Origin of the sequence: Glutamicibacter sp. BW78, from assembly GCF_002332245.1 — a bacterium.
In the GTDB taxonomy this organism is placed as follows: domain Bacteria; phylum Actinomycetota; class Actinomycetes; order Actinomycetales; family Micrococcaceae; genus Arthrobacter_H; species Arthrobacter_H rhombi_A.
This window is the reverse complement of record NZ_NRGU01000023.1, coordinates 17,979-36,728: the sequence shown is the minus strand read 5'-3', so window position 1 is coordinate 36,728 and position 18,750 is coordinate 17,979. Positions and strand designations below refer to the sequence as shown.

The window sequence follows — 18,750 nt, the reverse complement described above, 5'->3', positions numbered from 1 at the left end:
CGTCGTCCGGGGCGAATTGGAGGTATCAGATGGGGCTTTTCACCCAGTCAGTCGACGTGGAATGCAGCACCGCAGGCTTACCTTTGCGGATGCGGTGGCAGGGACGGGAATACCGTGTTGCCGCCGATCCCGTGCGCTGGTTTGAGCGCCGCCGCTGGTGGGCCGAGGAGATCCGCGCAGAACGCGGCCGCGGTCCGGGACTTGTCGACCATGAGATATGGCAACTACAGGTCAGGCTCGCCGGCAAGGGGCCGCTGCTCACCTTCGAGGTCTCCCGCGATGTGGAGAGCGGGCGCTGGCGACTCATCCGGATCCACGATGCCTTGCTGGAGAGTGCATGAGTTTCACGCATTTGAACGTGGCCTCCGCGTTCAGCGCACATTACGGGGTTTCCTGGCCCCAAGACCTCGCCCTGAAGGCCGCTGCCGAGGGGGCTGATGCCCTGGCCAGCACCGAACGCGATGGCCTTTACGGCGCCGTCAAACACCTCAAGGCGTGCCGGGAGACCGGACTGGATCCGATCCTCGGGGTGAACCTAGCGGTGCTGGGTCCCGGCGCTGATAACGCCCGGCATCCTCCGGCGCATGCTGCCCGGGGGCGCCCGGGACTACAGCTCCAAGGGCGTGTCATCGTACTGGCTAAAGGACATTGCGACGGGGCCGGCTACCGGGCTCTGTGCCGGCTGGTCTCCCTAGCCCATGAGGGGACTGCGGCGCACCGGGGTGCTACCGGAGGCAAACCCGTGGGGGTGACTCGTGCGCAGTTAGCGTCGTGTGCCACCGACCCGGAGGCCGGTACGGTACTGAAAGTGCTGCTGGGACCAGATTCCGATGTCGGTCAGGCGGCCCTGCGCCGTGAACTCCCACGCGCCAGGACCGCGCTGGCCGGATGGCTGCAGGCGGTGGGTAGAGATGTGGTGCACCTCGAGCTGGTCACCCACCTGAACACCCCGGGGGAGCGGCTCAGCACAGCGCATTCCATCCGGATGCTCCGCGTCGCCCAGGCCCTTCATGTTCCGGCAGTACTTACCAACGCCGTGCGCTATGCAGACCCCGATGGTGCGGCTACTGCCGACGTGCTGGATTCTGCCCGTGCCTTGAGCTCGTTGGAAACTCTTGGCGATCTGCAACCAAACGGGCAGGGATGGCTCAAAAGCCCCGGACGGATGAACGCCTTGGCCCGGGAAATTGCGCGGGACGCGGGGGAGGGGAGAGCCGCTGGGGAACTGCTGGGCAACACCTCGGCCATGGCCGACTGGGCACGGATGGACCCGGTGGACGACGCCGGCTGGGGAATCCCCGTGGTCCCCGAAGCCAGCGTGATTGGTATCAGCGGTCACCCCGATGCGGAACTGGCGGCACGCTGCGAAGCAGGCATTACCCGCCTGATCCCTCAGGACGCCGGTTCCCGTGCGCTGCGCGATCGCCTCGCGATGGAACTGGAAACCATCTCCGACCTGGGCTTTGGCACCTACTTCCTCACCGTGGCCGAGGTTAGCTCGATGATCACTACCCTGGGCGTGCGCAATGCCGCCCGGGGATCCGGCGCTTCTTCCGTGGTGAACTTCCTCCTGGGCATTAGCCATGTGAACCCGTTGGCCCACGACCTGCTCTTCGAACGCTTCCTCTCGCGGGACCGGACGACCCTTCCCGATATCGACATCGACGTCGAATCCGCCGAACGACATCGGGTCTATGAGCACATCTTCAAACGGTTTGGTTCAGAGCGGGTCACCCTGATGAGCATGCAGAACGGGTACCGGGCCCGTGGCGCGGTCCGGGACGCGGGGCAGGCGCTGGGCATGGGAGACGGGGACCTGGATGTCATCGCCAAACAGCTGTGGCGTTTCTCGGCCAGCAACTTCCGCGAGGCCCTGGACGAGAAGCCGGAGCTGCGCCCCTTTGCCGAACGGATGGGGGCCGAGAAGCAGCTGGACCTGCTGGTGGATTTGACCGAGCGGCTGGACCGACTGCCCCGCCACATCTCCATGCACCCGTGCGGGGTGATCCTGGGGGATAACACCCTGCTGGACCGGACCCCGGTCCAGCCCAGCGGACTCGGGTTGGCGATGAGCCAATTCGATAAGCACGATATGGACCCCATGGGCATGCTCAAACTGGATGTGCTGGGGGTGCGCATGCAATCGGCGATGGCCTATGCGGTCTCCGAGGTCGTCCGGATCCATGGGGACGGGGATGCGGTTGCCCGCGCCGGCGCCCATTCGAAAACATCTGACGGGGGGCTTCCGGAGTATCTGGACACCGACGGGACCATCGACCTGCAGCGGGTCCCGCTGGATGATGAACCGACCTTCGAACTCATCCGCACCACCGACACGCTGGGCTGCTTCCAGATCGAATCTCCCGGGCAGCGTGAACTGATCGGCAAACTGGCACCACGCGAATTCAACGACATCATCATCGATATCTCGTTGTTCCGGCCCGGGCCCATGCAATCAAATATGGTCAAACCGTATCTGGAAAATCGGCATGGCTTTGCGGTTGAAAACTATCCTCACCCTGACCTTAAACCAGCACTGGCCGAGACGCATGGGGTCACGGTCTTTCACGAACAAGTACTACGGATCTTCGACGTGATGACCGGGTGCGGATTGGCCAAGGCAGATGTGTATCGGCGGCTGCTGGGCAACGAGCAGGCCGAACCACGGGTGGAGGAACTCTACCGTTCCAGAGCTCTGGAGCGGGGCTATCCGCTGGCCGTGATCGACGAGGTCTGGGCGACATTGAAGGCCTTCGGCTCTTTCGGCTTCTGCAAGGCCCATGGGGCAGCTTTCGCCGTGCCGACTTACCAGTCGGCCTGGCTGAAGGCCCACCACCCCGAGGCGTTCCTAGCCGGTATCTGGGAACACGATCCCGGAATGTATCCCAAACGTTTGCTGGTAGCGGAGGCTCGGCGGATGGGCATCCCCATCCTGCCACTGGATATCAACTGCTCTGACGCCTCCTACCGGGTCGAACGTTTGAAGGGATTGCTGCCCCCGGCCACGGTTCCACCCGTCTACCGGGCACCGGGAACGATGCCAGCCGGACGGTTAGGCATCCGGCTGTCCCTGAGCGGGATCCACGGGGTCTCGGGAAACGAGGTGAAGCGCGTCGTTGCCGGAAAGCCCTACGACTCGCTGGCTGATGTGCGCGACCGGTCGGGGCTGAATCGTTCCTCGTTGCGGACTTTTGCCGCCCTAGGGGCCTTCGATTCCCTGCAAAAGGTGGCTGGGCGCGGCAACCGTGCGGACCTGATGGCCCATCTGGCAGCCAGGCCCGCCAAGGCGTTGCCCCCACGGCACCGCCCCATTGCCGGGCAGCTGCCCTTGCCCATGAGCGACGTGGAACTGGGCGGATTGGCCGTGGGACACGTCGAACAGAGCATGGAGGAAACCGTCCGGACCGAATTGGATCTGATGTCGGTTGACGTCAGCGGCCATTTGATGTCCACCCATGCCCCGGTATTGGCGAAACTGGGGGCGACCCATGCCGAGGATCTGCGGGGATTACGCAACGGAACCGAGGTTCTGGTGGCCGGGGTGCGGGTTGCAACGCAGACGCCACCCATGCGTGGTGGCCGACGAGTCGTGTTCATCTCCTTGGACGACGGAACCGGTTGCGTGGACTGCACCTTCTTCCACGAAGCCCAGCAGAACTCCGGGCCGCTGCTATTTTCCACCCGGCTTTTGCTGGTCCACGGGATCACCCGGCGGACGGGCCCCCGCGGCATCAGCCTGCAGGCCCTCCAGGCGTGGGACCTTGCTGACCAGGCCTCCCTCCCGGGGCCGGGACACCTCAGCGACCCGAACCGTGTCAGTGCGAAGCAGTCACTGTCCGCGACCAAGAAGCCCGGCAGCGAGGGCGCCTTGTCGTTGGCTACCCGGATGAAGGACGAAGGCCTGGACCACCGGCTGCCCGGTGAGGTTCCCGAGGACTGGCCGGAGTTCGACGTCGGATCATGAGCCGGGTCCCACCGCCAGTAGGCTGAAGCAGGACAAGTCACCGTAGGACACGAACCAAGGGAGAGGCACCGGATGACCAGCCCGAAACTTGAGGAATGGCCATCGACCGACCCCAGATACCGTCGCTCGGAGGCCTCGGCACTGTTGGGCCAAGGCGACGCGCTCTGGGAGCGCGTAACAGTGGATGTCATGCGTTGGCGGGTGAAGACTGCCAGCGGGTTTTGCGTGAACTCAACGGCCCCAGCGGCTCCGGGGGACCGCCTGGATGTCACCGTGCACGTCCTCGGGATGACGATCATCGAACCCGTGGAGGTCACCGACGTGGTCATCGAACACGACCGCGTCGGTTTTTCCTACCGCACTAGGCCGGGGCACCCCGTCAGTGGTGAAGAGGCCTTCATCGTGCACCGCCGGGGCGACGCCGTGCACTTCACGGTCCGCTCGCTCACCCGGGCGGCTCCACAACAACCCTGGCGGGTCCTCTACCCTGTGCTGCTCATCGCCCAGCACATCGTGCGACGACGTTATCTGCGCGCGCTGCGATGATTGCCGGCTCTGATAGAAAGGTTGGTGCGCAGATGGACTTGGAGAGCAATCCACAGCGTGCGGCAGAACTCTGCTGTGCAGCGCAGACACGATTAAGAACGCGGGTTGCCCACCTGACGGAGGAGCAGGTTCGGGCCCCCAGCCGTCTACCCGGCTGGAGCGTAGGGCACGTTCTGACCCATCTGGCCCGCAACGCCGACGCCCATGCACGTCGACTTTCTGGTGCGCTTCGTGGAGAGGACCTGCCGAAGTATGCCAACGGACCCGAGCAGCGTGGCAACGAGATTGAAGCCGGAGCAGGGCGGGCCGCCGCGGAGATTATTGCCGACGTGGAAAACAGCCAATCGCAGCTCGAAGAAGTCTTCATGCTCAATGCAGCAGCCGGGTGGCCTCATGGCGACTTTCTGGGCGGTGGACACTACGGGGTTTCGGGATGCCCCGCGCACCGGCTGCGCGAAGTAGAGATGCACCATGTCGATCTGGGACTGGGCTACACCCCTGCCGATTGGCCGGATGAATATGTCGAGTGGGATCTTCCTATTCTGCTGGCCACGGTCGCAGAAAGGCTCGGATCCTCCGGTGACCGCCGACGAGTCATGGCCTGGCTGGCCGGTCGGGGACCACTGGATCCGACCGCGACGCTGGCCCCGTGGTGAGCGTCGGGGACCGAAGCAGTAGCTGGCCATGAACGACGACGGCTACGAAGCCTCCGGCATGGATGGCCTGATTCCCCCCGGGGCGGGTCCGCGCCGAAGACCAGCCTTTGTGCTGAGCCGCAGGATGCGGGGCTCGGTTTCGGGTAGCGTCCTGTGCATGCCCGAGGAGAAGGCCGTTGCGCAAACGGTGAAGCGAAAAACACGGTCCCTGTCCTCCGACGACGCCGGCGAACTCGCAGAACTGCTTCGACTGAACCGCTCGTTTCTGGCGCCTTGGGAACCGGTCAGGCCCGAATCCTTCTTCACCATCGCCGGACAACGCGAGTTGCTGGAACGGGCCCTTGAAGCGCGGGCCGCCGGGACCATGATTGCCTGGGGGATCACCGACGAGACCGGCGCCTTGGTCGGCAGGATCAACCTCAATGGCATCACCCGTGGCGCGCTTCAGTCAGGCAGTCTGGGCTTTTGGGTCGGCCAGGAACACAATGGGGCCGGCCTGGCCACTAGGGCTGTGGCCGAAGCCAGGCAATGTGCCTTTAATGAGTTGGGACTGCACCGACTGCAAGCGGAGACCCTGGTTGAGAACCACGCCTCACAACGTGTCCTGGCGCGCAACGGGTTTACCCGGTATGGCACGGCGCCGAAGTACTTGAAGATCGCCGGGCGGTGGCAGGACCATGTCATGTACCAGGTGCTGTGCACGGATGGATCGCAGGAAACTGACGATGGCTGAACCCCAGGCCCTGGCCCGGCGACTGAATACCTTTGACGCCTCGGTCATCGGTCTTGGCTCGATGATTGGTGCAGGCATCTTTGCGGCCTTCACCCCGGCGGCGGCCGCGGCAGGATCGGGACTGCTGATCGGTTTGCTCGTTGCGGCCATCGTGGCCTTTTGCAACGCAACGTCATCCGCCCAGCTTGCTGCCGTCTATCCGACCTCGGGCGGGACCTACGTCTATGGGCGCGAACGGCTCGGCTCCTGGCCCGGGTTCCTGGCCGGATGGGGGTTCGTGATCGGAAAGACGGCAAGCGCTGCAGCCATGGCCATGACCTTCGCCGCTTATGCCGCCCCGTCCGGGTGGGAACGTCCTGTAGCCATCGCCGCTGTCCTGGTTCTGGCAGCGGTCAACTACTTCGGGGTCACCCGCACTGCAGCGGTCACCCGCGTCATCGTGGTGGTGGTGTTGGCGGCCTTGGCGATCGGGGCGGCAGCCGCGTGGGGAGGTCCTGCCCGCGCCCCGTCAGGCATCCTGGGTGCTGGCCTGCTGGCCCACGGCTGGTATGGGATCCTGCAGTCCGCAGGCTTGCTGTTCTTTGCCTTCGCCGGATACGCCAGAATCGCGACGATGGGTGAAGAAGTCCGCCACCCCGAACGAACGATTCCCCGCGCCATCGTCATCGCACTGGGCATCAGCGTCTTGGTCTACGCGGTGATTGCCGTGACGTTGCTGGCGACCCTGGGCCCCGGTGGGGTGGCGAGCCACGTGGCCCCGCTGGCGGCGGCCGTTGATGCCGGATCCCTGCCCTGGGTCGGCTTCGTCGTCAGGTTCGGGGCCGCGGCAGCGTCCCTAGGCGCACTCCTGGCCCTCATTGCCGGGCTCGGAAGGACGAGCTTGGCCATGGCCCGCGAACGCGATCTGCCACAGTGGCTTTCCGCGGTGCACCCCCGCTACAGGGTTCCGCATCGGGCGGAGATGGTACTCGCCGTGGTGATCTGCGCGGTCATTTCCGTCGCAGATCTGCGCGAGGCGATCGGCTTCTCCTCCTTCGGCGTCCTCGTCTACTATCTGGTCGCCAATGCCGCTGCATTCACGCAGCCCGCTGTCGACCGCAGGTATCCTCAGGCCTTGCAAGTCCTGGGTGCCGGATCATGCGTGGCCCTGATCGCCACGCTGCCGCCACTGTCGGTGGCGATCGGGATCGTGATGTTCGCCGCGGGGATCGTCCTGCGGCTGATCAGGATCGGAAGAGCGTCCTGACATGGATGGTGCCCGGACCCTATCCGTTGTGCTGGAACTTTGGCCATAACAGGGAAGGGGTCCGGACCGAGTTCGCGCGGAGCGGATTGCTGGGGCGGTCTGGGTGCGGTGCTCCGGATGTGGGCGGTCTTCCATGGGTGGGCCGGGGCTGCTCCACCGTCCCGGGGGCACTTCGCTTCGTGGCCGGGCGGTGGGCGCTGTTCTCAGCCGGGGTGGGGGTAATTACCGAAAACGGCGCGGAAACTCGTGGCAATTGACCCCTTGACGACCGCCGCGAACGCCACCACACTGACGGGACTGTAGATAGTCCTTCAGCCGGCCCATCACGTGGAGTGATCCTCATGCCTGAACGTCACATCATGGTGCAACGGCGCATGTCTGCGCCCATCGGTTCAGTCTGGGCCTTGTACGCCGACTTCCCGAATCTCGCGAAGCATTGGAATGGTCTCAGGTCCACGAGAGCCATCGGCGAGCAGACCAGCGGTGTGGGCGCTCGCCGCCGCGTTGAACTGAAGCCGATGGGCAGCATGGATGAAACCGTCACCACGTGGGAGGAGGGGCGCAGGATCGACACAGAAAACCAGCCGAGCCTGGCGGTGCCGATCAAGCGGGCCGAGTCCACGCTCATGCTCCTGCCCGACGAGGACGGCTCCTTCGCGACGTTCGACTACCGATACGTTCCCCGGGGTGGGCCAATTGGTCGATTCACGGGCCCGTTGATCGACAAGATGCTGACGTCGAACTTCACTGGCATGCTGGCTGCCATCGAGGACGCCGCACTCGCGAAACGATAGTGGACGCAGAACGGGCCGCCGGACCGAGGATCTGGTGTCCACGGACGTGACCCGAGTTTCCCGGGCGCAACTCTGACCGGAAACCGCGAGTAGCGAGTTGCTGGCGTCGGTCTGGATGTGGTGCCCCGGATATGGGTGGGTCTTTCGCGTTGTGGCTGGGCGGTAGGCGCTGGCCTCGGTCGGGGTGGGTTAGCTGCCGCAGTCGAGGCAGGACGGCGGTCAGCAGGTTCGGCCCCGGTGGCCAGCGCAGGAAGCCGGCCCGCTGCTGCGGGTCCTCCGGGCCGGGCCGTGGCCCAGAACCCGATGTGGATCCGCAACGTCAGTTCCCCGAAATGGGCGTGTGCGCCCGTGGTCGCGATGGTCCAGGTGGCAGGGGCCAGGGCGGCCAGCAGAATCAGGCCCAGCGCAGTGCAACCCGGGTCGACGTCGGCCGTCGGGGCTGCGAGGGGAGTCTGGTTGCCCTGTGGCTGGCATCCACGAGGAGGGAGTTGGTGGTTTCACGCTGGGCGGTGCCTGCCGTGAGGGGATCACCGAACCGCCGCCTAGGCCTCGTGGAGAACACCAGCATTCGTCACGGTCCGGACAACGAGAGTATACTGTCGTAAAGACACTAAATCGAAGGAGTCATCATGGATAACCAGCCAGTTCGCAATCTCGAGGACAAGGCGATCATCGTCACCGGCGGTGCCGCTGGTATCGGCGGTGCGGTAACCCGGGCGTTCGTGGCCCGAGGCGCACGGGTCGTGGCGGTGGACCTCAACGAGGACGCCGGAGCTGCCATCGTGGAGGAACTCGGCCAGGCCGTGGAATTCGTCGCCGGGGATGTCTCCGATCCCGAGGTCGCGAAGAAGGCGGTAGCGCGCGCCGTGGAACGCTTCGGTCATCTGGACGCCCTGGTCAACAACGCCCACGCCTCCAAGCAAGGGTCCTTCCTGGACCATACCGATGCCATGTGGGACCTGTCCTTCAACACCGGCTTCTTCGCGACCCGGAACTTCATGCTCGCTGCCTACCAGGAACTGAAAAAGACCGGTGGGGCCGTGGTTAACTACGGATCCGGCGCCGGGCTCGAAGGCCAGCCGACCCAGGCGGCCTATGCTGCGGCCAAGGAAGCCATCCGCGGACTCAGTCGGGTCGTCGCCAACGAATGGGCCCCCGATGGCATCCGGGTCAACGTGGTGTGCCCGATGGCCATGACCGAAGGCGTGGAGAACTGGAAGAAGAACTACCCGGAGATGTTCGCCGCCTCCGAGGAGAAGGTGCCGTTGGGACGTTTCGGCGATCCGGAGACCGATGTGGCTCCCATCGTCGCGTTCCTGTGCTCCGATGACTCCCGCTACATGACCGGACAAACGGTCATGGCAGACGGCGGATCCATCAAACTGCGCTGACCCGATTCCGGGGCGGGTGGGGCCGGCAGCCGGGATCCGATTGGTTCGGGCATGATCTGGTCCGTTAAGCTGGATCCCGGCTGGCTGTGGTCACCGTATGCCACAAGTCATGAAGCCCCACCACGATTCAGGAGACCCACGTGTCAGAGCAGATCACCCTCAGTGTCGACGGCGTACAGCGAGAGGTGGCTGCGGGCACCACCGGCGCCGAGCTGTACTTCGACGATCGCAGCGTCGTCGTCATGCAGGTCGACGACGTCCTCTGCGACCTGTCCCGCGAACTCGAAGCCGGGACCACCGTCGAACGGGTGACCATCGATTCACCGGCAGGGCTTGAGGTTCTGCGCCACTCCACAGCCCATGTGATGGCCCAGGCCGTCCAGCAACTGCGCCCGGAGGCGAAGTTGGGCATCGGCCCCTACATCACCGACGGCTTCTACTTCGATTTCGACGTCGAAGAGCCCTTCACCCCCGAGGATCTGAAGACCCTCGAGAAGATGATGCTCAAGATCGTCAACCAGAACCAGAAGTTCGCCCGCCGCGTCGTGACCGAGGCCGAAGCCCGTGCCGCCATGGCGGGAGAGCCATATAAGTTGGAGATCCTGGGCAAGTCCAGCGACGCCGACGCGGTCGCCGAGGGCGCCAACATCGAGGTCGGTGCCGGTGAGATCACCATCTACGACAACGTGGACCGCAAGTCCGGGGACACCATCTGGTGCGATCTCTGCCGCGGCCCGCACCTGCCCAACACCAAACTGATCTCCAATGCCTTCGCTTTGACCCGTTCCGCTGCCGCCTACTGGCTGGGCAACGAGAAGAATAAGCAGCTCCAGCGCATCTACGGAACCGCCTGGCCGACCAAGGCCGATCTGAAGGCCTACCAGGAGCGCCTGGCCGAGGCCGAACGCCGCGACCACCGCAAACTCGGTGCCGAACTGGACCTCTTCTCCTTCCCCGACGAGCTCGGCTCGGGCCTGCCGGTCTTCCACCCCAAGGGCGGCATCATCCGCCGGGCCATGGAGGACTACTCGCGCCAACGCCACGAAGAGGCCGGCTACGAGTTCGTCTACACCCCGCATATCACCAAGGGCCACCTCTACGAGATCTCCGGTCACCTGGACTGGTACCGCGACGGCATGTTCCCCCCGATGCACGTGGACGAGGAACTCAACGAGGACGGCTCGGTGCGCAAGCCCGGCCAGGACTACTACCTCAAGCCGATGAACTGCCCGATGCACAACCTGATCTTCGCCTCCCGGGGCCGCTCCTACCGCGAACTGCCCCTGCGCATGTTCGAATTCGGTTCCGTCTACCGGTACGAGAAATCCGGCGTCGTGCACGGGCTGACCCGCGTGCGTGGCATGACCCAGGACGACGCCCACATCTACTGCACCCGCGAGCAGATGAAGGACGAATTGACCAACGCGCTGGAATTCGTGTTGGACCTGCTCAAGGACTACGGACTCGACGACTTCTATCTGGAGCTCTCCACCAAGAACCCCGAGAAATACGTCGGGAGCGACGATGCCTGGGACGAGGCGACCCGCACCCTGGAGGAGGTAGCCACCGCATCCGGTTTGGAACTGGTCCCGGATCCGGGCGGAGCCGCCTTCTACGGCCCGAAGATCTCCGTCCAGGCCCGTGACGCCATCGGGCGCACCTGGCAGATGTCCACCATCCAGCTGGACTTCAACCTGCCCGAGCGCTTCGAACTCGAATTCCAGGCAGCAGATGGCTCTCGCCAGCGGCCGGTGATGATCCACCGCGCCCTCTTTGGTTCCGTGGAACGCTTCATGGGTGTACTGATCGAGCACTACGCCGGCGCGTTCCCCGCCTGGCTGGCCCCGGTTCAGGTGCTCGGCATTCCCGTGGCCGAGGCCTTCAACGACTACGTCCAGGACATCGTGGGCCAGCTCAAGGCCCGCGGCATCCGCGTCGAAGCGGATCTGGGCACCGAGAGGTTCCCGAAGAAGATCCGCAACGCCTCCAAGAACAAAATCCCCTTCACCCTGATCGCCGGGGGAGAAGACGCCGAGGCCGGCGCCGTCTCCTTCAGATTCCGCGATGGAAGCCAGGACAACGGGGTGCCGGTGGCCGAGGCCATCGAGCGCATCGTGACCGCCGTGCAGAACCGGGAGGCGTAGCCCGTGGGGACCCCGGAACACGACGAGGAGATCACCGACGACTTCGAACTGGCCGGGGTCCCGGACTCCTTCCAACGCCTCTGGACGCCCTATCGCATGGCCTACATCAAACGGGGCCAGGGGCAGGTCAAAAGCGAGGACGACTGCCCGTTCTGCACCGGACCGCAGCGCAGCGACGAGGAATCATTGATCGTCCACCGCGGCAAAACGGTGTTCGTGGTGCTCAACCTCTTTCCATATAACTCCGGGCATCTGTTGGTGTGTCCCTACCGCCACGTCCCCGATTACACGGATCTCACCGTGGAGGAAACCGCAGAAATGGGTGCTGCAGCCCAACAAGCGATGCGCGTCCTCCGGGCGGTGGCCAACCCTTCCGGCTTCAATCTGGGGATGAACCAGGGAGTGGCCGGCGGGGCTGGTATTGCCGCGCACCTGCATCAGCATGTGGTTCCCCGGTGGAGCGGGGACGGGAACTTCTTCCCGATTATTGCCCAGACCAAGGCCATCCCCGCGGTCCTGGGCGATATCCGTCAGGACATCGCCGACGCGTGGGAACAGGACTGAGGCAGCCCTCGAGCATCAGTTGTGTTGGAGCATCTGCGTCATCGACTGACGGAAAGCACGCCCATCGCTGACCGGTGGCGTCATCCGGGGCGGTGATCGCCGGCACACTGGCTTAGGATGGAGCGTACTTTCCCCCGTTTTGAAAGGACCATCCGTGTCCAGCACTGAGAACACCTCCGCGCAGTCCTCCACCACAGGTAGCCCCCGGGTGAAGCGTGGCATGGCCGATATGCTCAAGGGCGGCGTCATCATGGATGTCGTGACCGCCGAGCAGGCCCGAATCGCCGAGGATTCCGGCGCCGTTGCCGTCATGGCACTGGAACGGGTGCCCGCAGATATCCGTGCGCAGGGCGGCGTATCGCGCATGTCGGACCCGGATATGATCGACAGCATCATCGAAGCCGTATCGGTTCCCGTCATGGCGAAGGCACGGATCGGTCACTTCGTGGAGGCCCGCGTGCTGCAGTCCCTCGGCGTCGACTACATCGACGAATCGGAAGTGCTCACACCCGCCGACTACGTGAACCACATCGATAAGCGTGATTTCACGGTCCCGTTCATTTGCGGGGCGACCAACCTCGGGGAAGCCCTGCGCCGCATCAACGAGGGTGCCGCAATGATCCGTTCCAAGGGTGAAGCCGGTACGGGCGACGTCTCCAACGCCACGGGTCATATGCGCAAGATTCGCGCCGAAATAGCGAAGCTGTCCTCCATGCCCGAAGACGAGCTCTATGTGGCTGCCAAGGAGCTGCAGGCCCCCTACGAACTGGTCAAGGAAGTCGCCGAGGCCGGCAAGCTGCCCGTCGTGCTCTTCACCGCCGGCGGCATCGCCACTCCTTCGGATGCCGCGATGATGATGCAGCTCGGTGCCGACGGCGTGTTCGTCGGCTCGGGGATCTTCAAATCAGGGAACCCGGCCCAGCGTGCCGCAGCCATCGTGAAGGCCACTACCTTCCACGACGACCCCTCCGTGATTGCCCAGGCCTCACGCGGCCTCGGCGAGGCCATGGTCGGCATCAACGTGGAGGAGCTGCCCGAACCGCACCGCCTCTCCGAGCGCGGCTGGTAAACACCACAGCATCACCAACGGCTGGCCACTCCTGGAGAGTGGCCAGCCGTTCGTGTTTTCTACTGGACCAGATGGCGTCCCTTGCCCAGCAGCTCCAGACCATTGGTGCGGAAGAAGGTCGAGGCGCCGGGGGTAGACGCCGCCAATACCTGGCCCTTGCCTTCCTCGGAGTCGAGGCGTTGGACCAAGGCATCCAGGATGGCGGTTCCCGCCCTCTGGCGCCGCCAGGAAGGCCCTACCTCCAGAGACTGGATGGAGAGGTCCCCGCCGTCGTGCAACTGGGCGAAGCCCCGCCCCGAGAGTGTCCCATCGGCACCTCGGGCGACGGCATGTTCAATCCGGCGGCCCGGCTGGAGGACCGCCATTTCTTCCCGGTCAGCCCCGGTGGCTTCGGGGAGCTCGGAGGACAGGTCGATGCTTCCCTTCCACGGTTGGGCATCGCTGCTCGCTGCCGCCACGTCCGCCGGTGAACCGCCATGCCAGAAAAGTGGTGGCGCGTCACGGAAACCCAACTCGGTCAGAGCACCATCACGGGCTGCAGCGTTGAGGAAGACGTGGACCTCACGCGCCCCCAAACGCGTTCCCTCTGCCAAACCGGGGCGCAGCCCCGAGGCGTCGGGGCGGGTGGGGAAGAGCAGGACCAGCCGGGCTCGTGTGGGTTGCCAAACCCATTGGCACCCGTGCGTGGAGAACTCCCGGCCACCGGTGGCCGCAGCTAACGTTCGATGCCAGTCGGCGAAGGCGCGTTGTGCGCCGGCAATAGTGCTCACCGTGCTGCAGCAGCGAGTCCGCGGCGCACCAGCAGCGGCGCCAAACGGGCTTCGCGCCCACGAAAGGCCGTATAGGACTCCAGCGGGTCCCGGGTATTGCCCCGGGCCAAAAGTTCGTTGCGGAACCGGTCGCCGTTGGCCCGGGTCCCACCGCCGTTTTCGGTGAACCATTCCACCGTGTCGGCATCGAGTACTTCACTCCAGATATAGGAGTAGTAGCCGGCGGAATAGCCGCCATCGAAGATGTGCTTGAAGTAGCCGGTGCGGTAGCGCGGGACGATGACCTCGGGGGAGAACCCTGCTTCGCGCAGGACCCGGTCCTCGAATTCCACCGGGTCACCCGGGTCCTCTCCGGCGGCCAGGGAATGCCACTCCAGATCCAAGAGTGCTGCCGCCAGGTATTCGGTCGTGGAGAAACCCTCACCCCAGAGTTGTGCGTCCTGGATTTTCTGCAGGGCCCCGGCAGGCAGGGGGTCGCCGGTATCGATGTGGCGGGCATATTCGCTGATCAGATCGGTGTCGAACTGCCACATTTCATTGACCTGCGAGGGATACTCGACGAAGTCTCGCGGTACCGAAGTCCCAGCCAAAGAGGGGTAGATCCCGTTGGCGAACAGCCCATGGAGGGCGTGGCCGAATTCGTGGAAGAGGGTGCGGCACTCGTCGAGGGTCACCAGTGCGGGCTGTCCGTCGGCCGGAGCAGGAATATTGAGATTATTGGTCACCACGGGAAGCTCGTCGAAGAACGAGGCCCCGTCGCGGATGCTGTTCATCCAGGCGCCCCCGGATTTGGTGGGACGGGCGAAGTAATCGCCGAGGAACAATCCCAGCGTGCTGCCATCGGCGTCGGTGACTTCCCAGACCCTGACTTCCGGGTGGTAGACGGGCAGGTCATGGCGTTCGGAGAAGGTGACCCCGTAGAGCCGGGTGGCTGCGGCGAAAACCCCGTCGTGGATGACTCGGTCCAGTTCGAACCAGGGCTTCAGGGCCGCGGCGTCCACAGCATATTTCTCTCGCTGGACCCGGGCCGAATAGTAGGCGCGGTCCCAGGGGGCGATCTCCCGGCCGGCCAGCTCGGCCATGGTCTGGGCCTCGGTCGCGGCGTTGGCCAGGGCGCCGGGGATCAGCCCGGCCAAGCGCTCACGCACCGCCTCGACCGACGGGGCGGTCTGGCCTTCCAATACGTAGGCCGCGTGATGCTCATAGCCCAACAGGGCTGCACGTTCAGCGCGCAGACGCGCCATCGAAGCCCCCAAGTCCAGGGTCCGGTTCTGCCCGTCCTGCCCGCGTCGGGTCGATGCCTCGAATAATCTGCGCCGTGACTCTTCACGTTCGAGCCGGGCCAGGGCAGGCTGTTGGGTCGGGAGGACCAGCGTGAGCAGATAACCACCCTGGTGTCCTGCTGCCGTAGCCGCACGGGACGCCGACGCGATTTCTGCCTCCGAGAGGCCTTCGAGTTCCTGGGCGGACTCGAAGAGCACTGCGGCATCATTCATGCCGTCCAGCAACAGCGTGCCATAGCGGGTCGAAAGGGCGGAGATTTCCGCGTTCAGGGCCCGTAGGCGCTCCTTGCCGGCATCGTCGAGGCCTGCCCCCGCCTGGCTGAACGTGCGCAGTGTTTCGGAACTGAGGCGCTGCTGTTCACCGTTCAGGCCTCCGCTGGCCTCCACGGCAGCCAGCCGGGAGTGGAGCTGTGCGTCGAGGTGGACCGTGTCCTGGTGTTCGGTCAGCAGCGCTTGGATTTCGGCGTCCACTTCCACGATGTCTTCGGTTCCGTGGGAAGGCCTCACATTGGAAAATGCCATCACCGCCCGACGCAGGGTTTCGCCGCTGGCCTCGAACGCCTCGGTGGTATTGCCGAACGTGGGTTCCTCGCCGGAGGACGTCATGGTGGCGATGGCAGCCAGTTGCTCGGCGATACCGTGTCTGACTGCTTCGACGTAATGCTCGGCCGTCAGGATGTCGAACGCGGGCATTTCGAATGGCAGCGGACTTTTGCTGAGCAGAGGATTCGTCATGAAGGCAGTTTTTCACACCTGGAGGCAGGACGCGACGCATAACATCGTGGGATGAACCCCACTTCATGGCCGACCCGTCACCGGGCCCTGGGCCGGCTTGTCCCGCTCATGGCCTGTTTGCTGCTGATTTCCGGTTGTTCCGCCGCCGATTCATCCAGCCCAGCCGGCGGGGGAGCAACCCCTGGCGGGTCGTCGGCCCAGACCATGGGTCCCAGCCAAACTCAGACCCCGACGAAAGAGCCAGCCAGCACCGTACCGAGCCCGACGCCGTCGTCCGCCGAAGAGGTTTCGGTGATGGTCACCGGCGACGTCCTGCTCCACCCGCCGCTCTGGGAACAGGCCAGGGCCGACGGCTCGGCCGCGGAACCTGACTTCGTCCCGCTGCTTTCAGGGCTTCGGCCCTACCTGGCAGATGCCGATCTGGCCATTTGTTCGTTGGAGACCCCGGTCGGTACGGACCAGGGGCCCTATAGCGGGTACCCCTCCTTCGTGGTGCCTCCGCAGATCCTGCCTGCTCTGGCCTCCACCGGTTATGACGCCTGTACCACCGCCACCAATCATGCCGTCGATGGCGGCACTGCAGGGGTGAAACGGACCCTGGACGCGATGGATCGGGCCGGGCTGGAGCATACCGGGACGTACCGCAGTGCAGCGGAGGCCAAGCAGCCGCTGATCCTTGAGACCGGTGGAATCCGGGTCGGGGTCGTGGCGGGGACCTACGGGCTCAACGGGTTGAGCGCCGATACCCCCTGGAGGGTCGACCTGATCGATACCGAGAAGATGATCGCCCAGGCGAAGAAGGCCCGGCAGGCGGGCGCCGACGTCGTGTTGGCCGGTTTCCATGCCGGCGAAGAATATTCGACACGCCCCACGGCAGAACAACAGGGCATCGCCCACAGACTGGCCGATAGCGGGGCCTTTGACGCTGTCTATTCGCACCATACGCATTCGGTCCTGCCGCTGGAAAAAAGAGGTGGCGTGTGGATTGCCTACGGCCTGGGAAATTCGGTGTCCTCCCACGCGACCGATCTGGCGGTGAACCGGGAAGGCCTGAGCCTGAAGTTCAGTTTCGTGAAGAAGGGCGATCACTGGAAGACCGCGGCCCCGCGCTGGGCAGGACACATCATGGCCCAGGATCCGGTGCGCTGGTGTGCCCTGCCGGCAAAGACCCCGTGTACGACGGCCGCCGAAGACGCTGCCTCGTTGAAACGGACCCGTTCGACGGTCAATAGCTTGGGCGCCGATGCGGACGGGGCAGGCCCCTGGCAGCCCGATGACACCAAATGACGTCGACGTGGGTCCTCGTGTCCTGCACGGTGGGGCGGACGGTCGAGGGGAACTATGCTGAAGCGTCCCATTCTTCCGCCGCGTCACACGGTGTGAATCCTGGATCCTTTAGGGAAAGGCCGTCTTAGATGCCCACTGTCGGTGTTCTGGCACTGCAAGGTGATGTCCGTGAACACGTGGCCGCGTTGGAAGACGCCGGCGCCCGTGCGGTTCCGGTCCGCCGCGCCGAAGAACTCACGGGGCTCGATGGTCTGGTTCTTCCCGGTGGCGAGTCGACCACCATCGATAAGCTGTCGCGGATGTTCGGCCTGGCCGGACCGGTGAAGGAACGAATTGCCGACGGCTTCCCCGTTTTCGGTTCCTGTGCCGGACTGATTTTGTTGGCTGACCGGATTCTGGACCCCGCCACGGATCGCCAAGGTGTGTCGCAGCAGAGTTTCGGTGGCATCGATATGAGCGTGCGACGCAACGCTTTCGGCCGCCAAGTCGAGTCTTTCGAGACGGATCTGGACTTCAAAGGACTGCCTGATCGCCAGGAGAACACCGCACGGGATGGCGCGGGACGGGCAGCACCGGTGCATGCGGTGTTCATTCGGGCGCCATGGGTCGAATCGGTGGGTGGAGGGGTCGAAGTTTTGGCCTCCGTCCACGTGCCGCCGGGGCTATCGGGCACGGATCCGGGAACGGACAGTAGAATCGTTGCAGTACGTTCGGGATCTCTGTTGGCGACATCCTTTCATCCGGAAGTCACGGGGGAGCGCCGGATCCACGAACTGTTCATCCAGCTGATCAAGGGAGAAGCGTAAGCATGTCAGGCCACTCCAAATGGGCAACCACCAAGCATAAGAAGGCGGCCATCGACGCCAAGCGCGCGAAGTCGTTTGCCAAGCTCATCAAGAACATCGAGGTCGCAGCCCGCGCCGGTGGCGCCGATATGGCAGGCAACCCTGGCTTGGAGGTCGCCGTTGCCAAGGCGAAGAAGACCTCGGTGCCGAACGACAATATCGACCGGGCCGTCAAACGCGGTGCCGGACTGACCGGCGAGGTCATCGACTATGCCGAGATCATCTACGAAGCACGCGGACCTCAAGGCTCTGCGCTGCTCATCGAGTGCCTGACCGATAACAAGAACCGGGCCGCTTCCGAGGTGCGCCTGGCCATCACCCGCAGTGGTGGGACCGTCGCGGACCCGGGTTCGGTGGCCTATATGTTCACCCGCAAGGGCGTGATCTCGGTGCCGAAGAACGAGCTGACCGAAGATGACCTGCTGATGGCAGTGCTCGACGCCGGTGCCGAAGAAGTCAAGGAATCCCGGGACAGCTTTGAGGTCCATTGCGAACCGACTGACCTGCAGTCCGTGATCAAGGCGTTGGAGGAGGCCGGCATCGAGTACGAATCCGATGAGGTCGAGTTCGTACCGTCCATGCAGGTCCAGATCGACGCAGCAGCGGCACGTAAGTTCCTCAAGCTTGCCGATGCCCTCGAAGAACTCGACGATGTGCAGAACGTGTACTCCAATGCCGACCTCACCGATGAGGTTATGGCCGAACTCGAAGAGGACGACTAGC

16 protein-coding genes are annotated in these 18,750 nt (G+C 64.5%); 14 read left to right on the top strand and 2 right to left on the bottom strand.

The features are described 5' to 3' along the window. Positions 1 to 29 precede the first annotated feature (29 nt). From CIK75_RS03565 to pdxS, 11 genes are all read left to right on the top strand, one after another. On the top strand, positions 30 to 341 hold the full coding sequence (locus CIK75_RS03565; protein ID WP_086996855.1) for a DUF6504 family protein: 312 nt from the start codon (positions 30 to 32) through the stop codon (positions 339 to 341). Next, positions 338 to 3,964 carry a DNA polymerase III subunit alpha gene (gene dnaE, locus CIK75_RS03560; protein ID WP_096223238.1) on the top strand — a complete coding sequence of 1,209 codons (3,627 nt, stop codon included), beginning with the start codon at positions 338 to 340 and terminating at the stop codon, positions 3,962 to 3,964. The genes CIK75_RS03565 and dnaE overlap by 4 nt, the downstream gene beginning before the upstream one ends. Positions 3,965 to 4,036: 72 nt before the next feature. Continuing rightward, positions 4,037 to 4,510 (top strand): DUF1990 domain-containing protein, encoded by a 474-nt coding sequence (locus CIK75_RS03555; protein ID WP_096223237.1) that lies wholly within the window; start codon positions 4,037 to 4,039, stop codon positions 4,508 to 4,510. A 32-nt stretch (positions 4,511 to 4,542) separates the two neighbouring features. After that, complete coding sequence (locus CIK75_RS03550) at positions 4,543 to 5,166, top strand: maleylpyruvate isomerase family mycothiol-dependent enzyme (RefSeq protein ID WP_158225886.1); 624 nt, start codon at positions 4,543 to 4,545, stop codon at positions 5,164 to 5,166. A gap of 28 nt (positions 5,167 to 5,194) precedes the next feature. Continuing rightward, on the top strand, positions 5,195 to 5,899 hold the full coding sequence (locus CIK75_RS03545; RefSeq protein ID WP_241895268.1) for a GNAT family protein: 705 nt from the start codon (positions 5,195 to 5,197) through the stop codon (positions 5,897 to 5,899). Further along, positions 5,892 to 7,145, top strand: a complete 1,254-nt coding sequence (locus CIK75_RS03540; protein WP_096223234.1) for an APC family permease — start codon at positions 5,892 to 5,894, stop codon at positions 7,143 to 7,145. Before CIK75_RS03545 ends, CIK75_RS03540 begins: the two co-directional genes overlap by 8 nt. A 341-nt stretch (positions 7,146 to 7,486) precedes the next feature. Continuing rightward, the gene (locus CIK75_RS03535; protein WP_086996841.1) at positions 7,487 to 7,939 is read left to right on the top strand and encodes an SRPBCC family protein; all 453 of its coding nucleotides are present in this window, start codon (positions 7,487 to 7,489) and stop codon (positions 7,937 to 7,939) included. 629 nt (positions 7,940 to 8,568) lie between these two features. Then, positions 8,569 to 9,330 carry an SDR family oxidoreductase gene (locus tag CIK75_RS03530; RefSeq protein WP_096223233.1) on the top strand — a complete coding sequence of 254 codons (762 nt, stop codon included), beginning with the start codon at positions 8,569 to 8,571 and terminating at the stop codon, positions 9,328 to 9,330. 140 nt (positions 9,331 to 9,470) lie between these two features. Further along, positions 9,471 to 11,474, top strand: coding sequence for a threonine--tRNA ligase (thrS, locus tag CIK75_RS03525; RefSeq protein ID WP_096223232.1), 2,004 nt, complete (start codon positions 9,471 to 9,473; stop codon positions 11,472 to 11,474). 3 nt (positions 11,475 to 11,477) lie between these two features. Continuing rightward, positions 11,478 to 12,038: an HIT domain-containing protein gene (locus CIK75_RS03520; RefSeq protein WP_086996833.1), complete on the top strand. Its 561-nt coding sequence runs from the start codon at positions 11,478 to 11,480 to the stop codon at positions 12,036 to 12,038. A 154-nt stretch (positions 12,039 to 12,192) separates the two neighbouring features. Continuing rightward, positions 12,193 to 13,107 carry a pyridoxal 5'-phosphate synthase lyase subunit PdxS gene (pdxS, locus tag CIK75_RS03515; protein ID WP_086996830.1) on the top strand — a complete coding sequence of 305 codons (915 nt, stop codon included), beginning with the start codon at positions 12,193 to 12,195 and terminating at the stop codon, positions 13,105 to 13,107. 59 nt (positions 13,108 to 13,166) lie between these two features. Here the strand turns inward: pdxS and CIK75_RS03510 are convergent, their stop codons facing one another. Beyond that, on the bottom strand, positions 13,167 to 13,877 hold the full coding sequence (locus CIK75_RS03510; RefSeq protein WP_096223231.1) for a GNAT family N-acetyltransferase: 711 nt from the start codon (positions 13,875 to 13,877) through the stop codon (positions 13,167 to 13,169). Next, positions 13,874 to 15,895, bottom strand: coding sequence for a M3 family metallopeptidase (locus tag CIK75_RS03505; protein WP_096223230.1), 2,022 nt, complete (start codon positions 15,893 to 15,895; stop codon positions 13,874 to 13,876). Before CIK75_RS03505 ends, CIK75_RS03510 begins: the two co-directional genes overlap by 4 nt. A gap of 51 nt (positions 15,896 to 15,946) precedes the next feature. Between CIK75_RS03505 and CIK75_RS03500 the strand changes: the two genes are divergently transcribed. From CIK75_RS03500 to CIK75_RS03490, 3 genes are all read left to right on the top strand, one after another. Next, positions 15,947 to 17,182, top strand: a complete 1,236-nt coding sequence (locus tag CIK75_RS03500) for a CapA family protein (RefSeq protein ID WP_241895267.1) — start codon at positions 15,947 to 15,949, stop codon at positions 17,180 to 17,182. A 128-nt stretch (positions 17,183 to 17,310) separates the two neighbouring features. Beyond that, on the top strand, positions 17,311 to 17,988 hold the full coding sequence (gene pdxT / locus CIK75_RS03495; protein WP_096223229.1) for a pyridoxal 5'-phosphate synthase glutaminase subunit PdxT: 678 nt from the start codon (positions 17,311 to 17,313) through the stop codon (positions 17,986 to 17,988). 2 nt (positions 17,989 to 17,990) lie between these two features. Further along, complete coding sequence (locus CIK75_RS03490) at positions 17,991 to 18,749, top strand: YebC/PmpR family DNA-binding transcriptional regulator (protein ID WP_086996819.1); 759 nt, start codon at positions 17,991 to 17,993, stop codon at positions 18,747 to 18,749. Position 18,750: the final 1 nt, after the last annotated feature.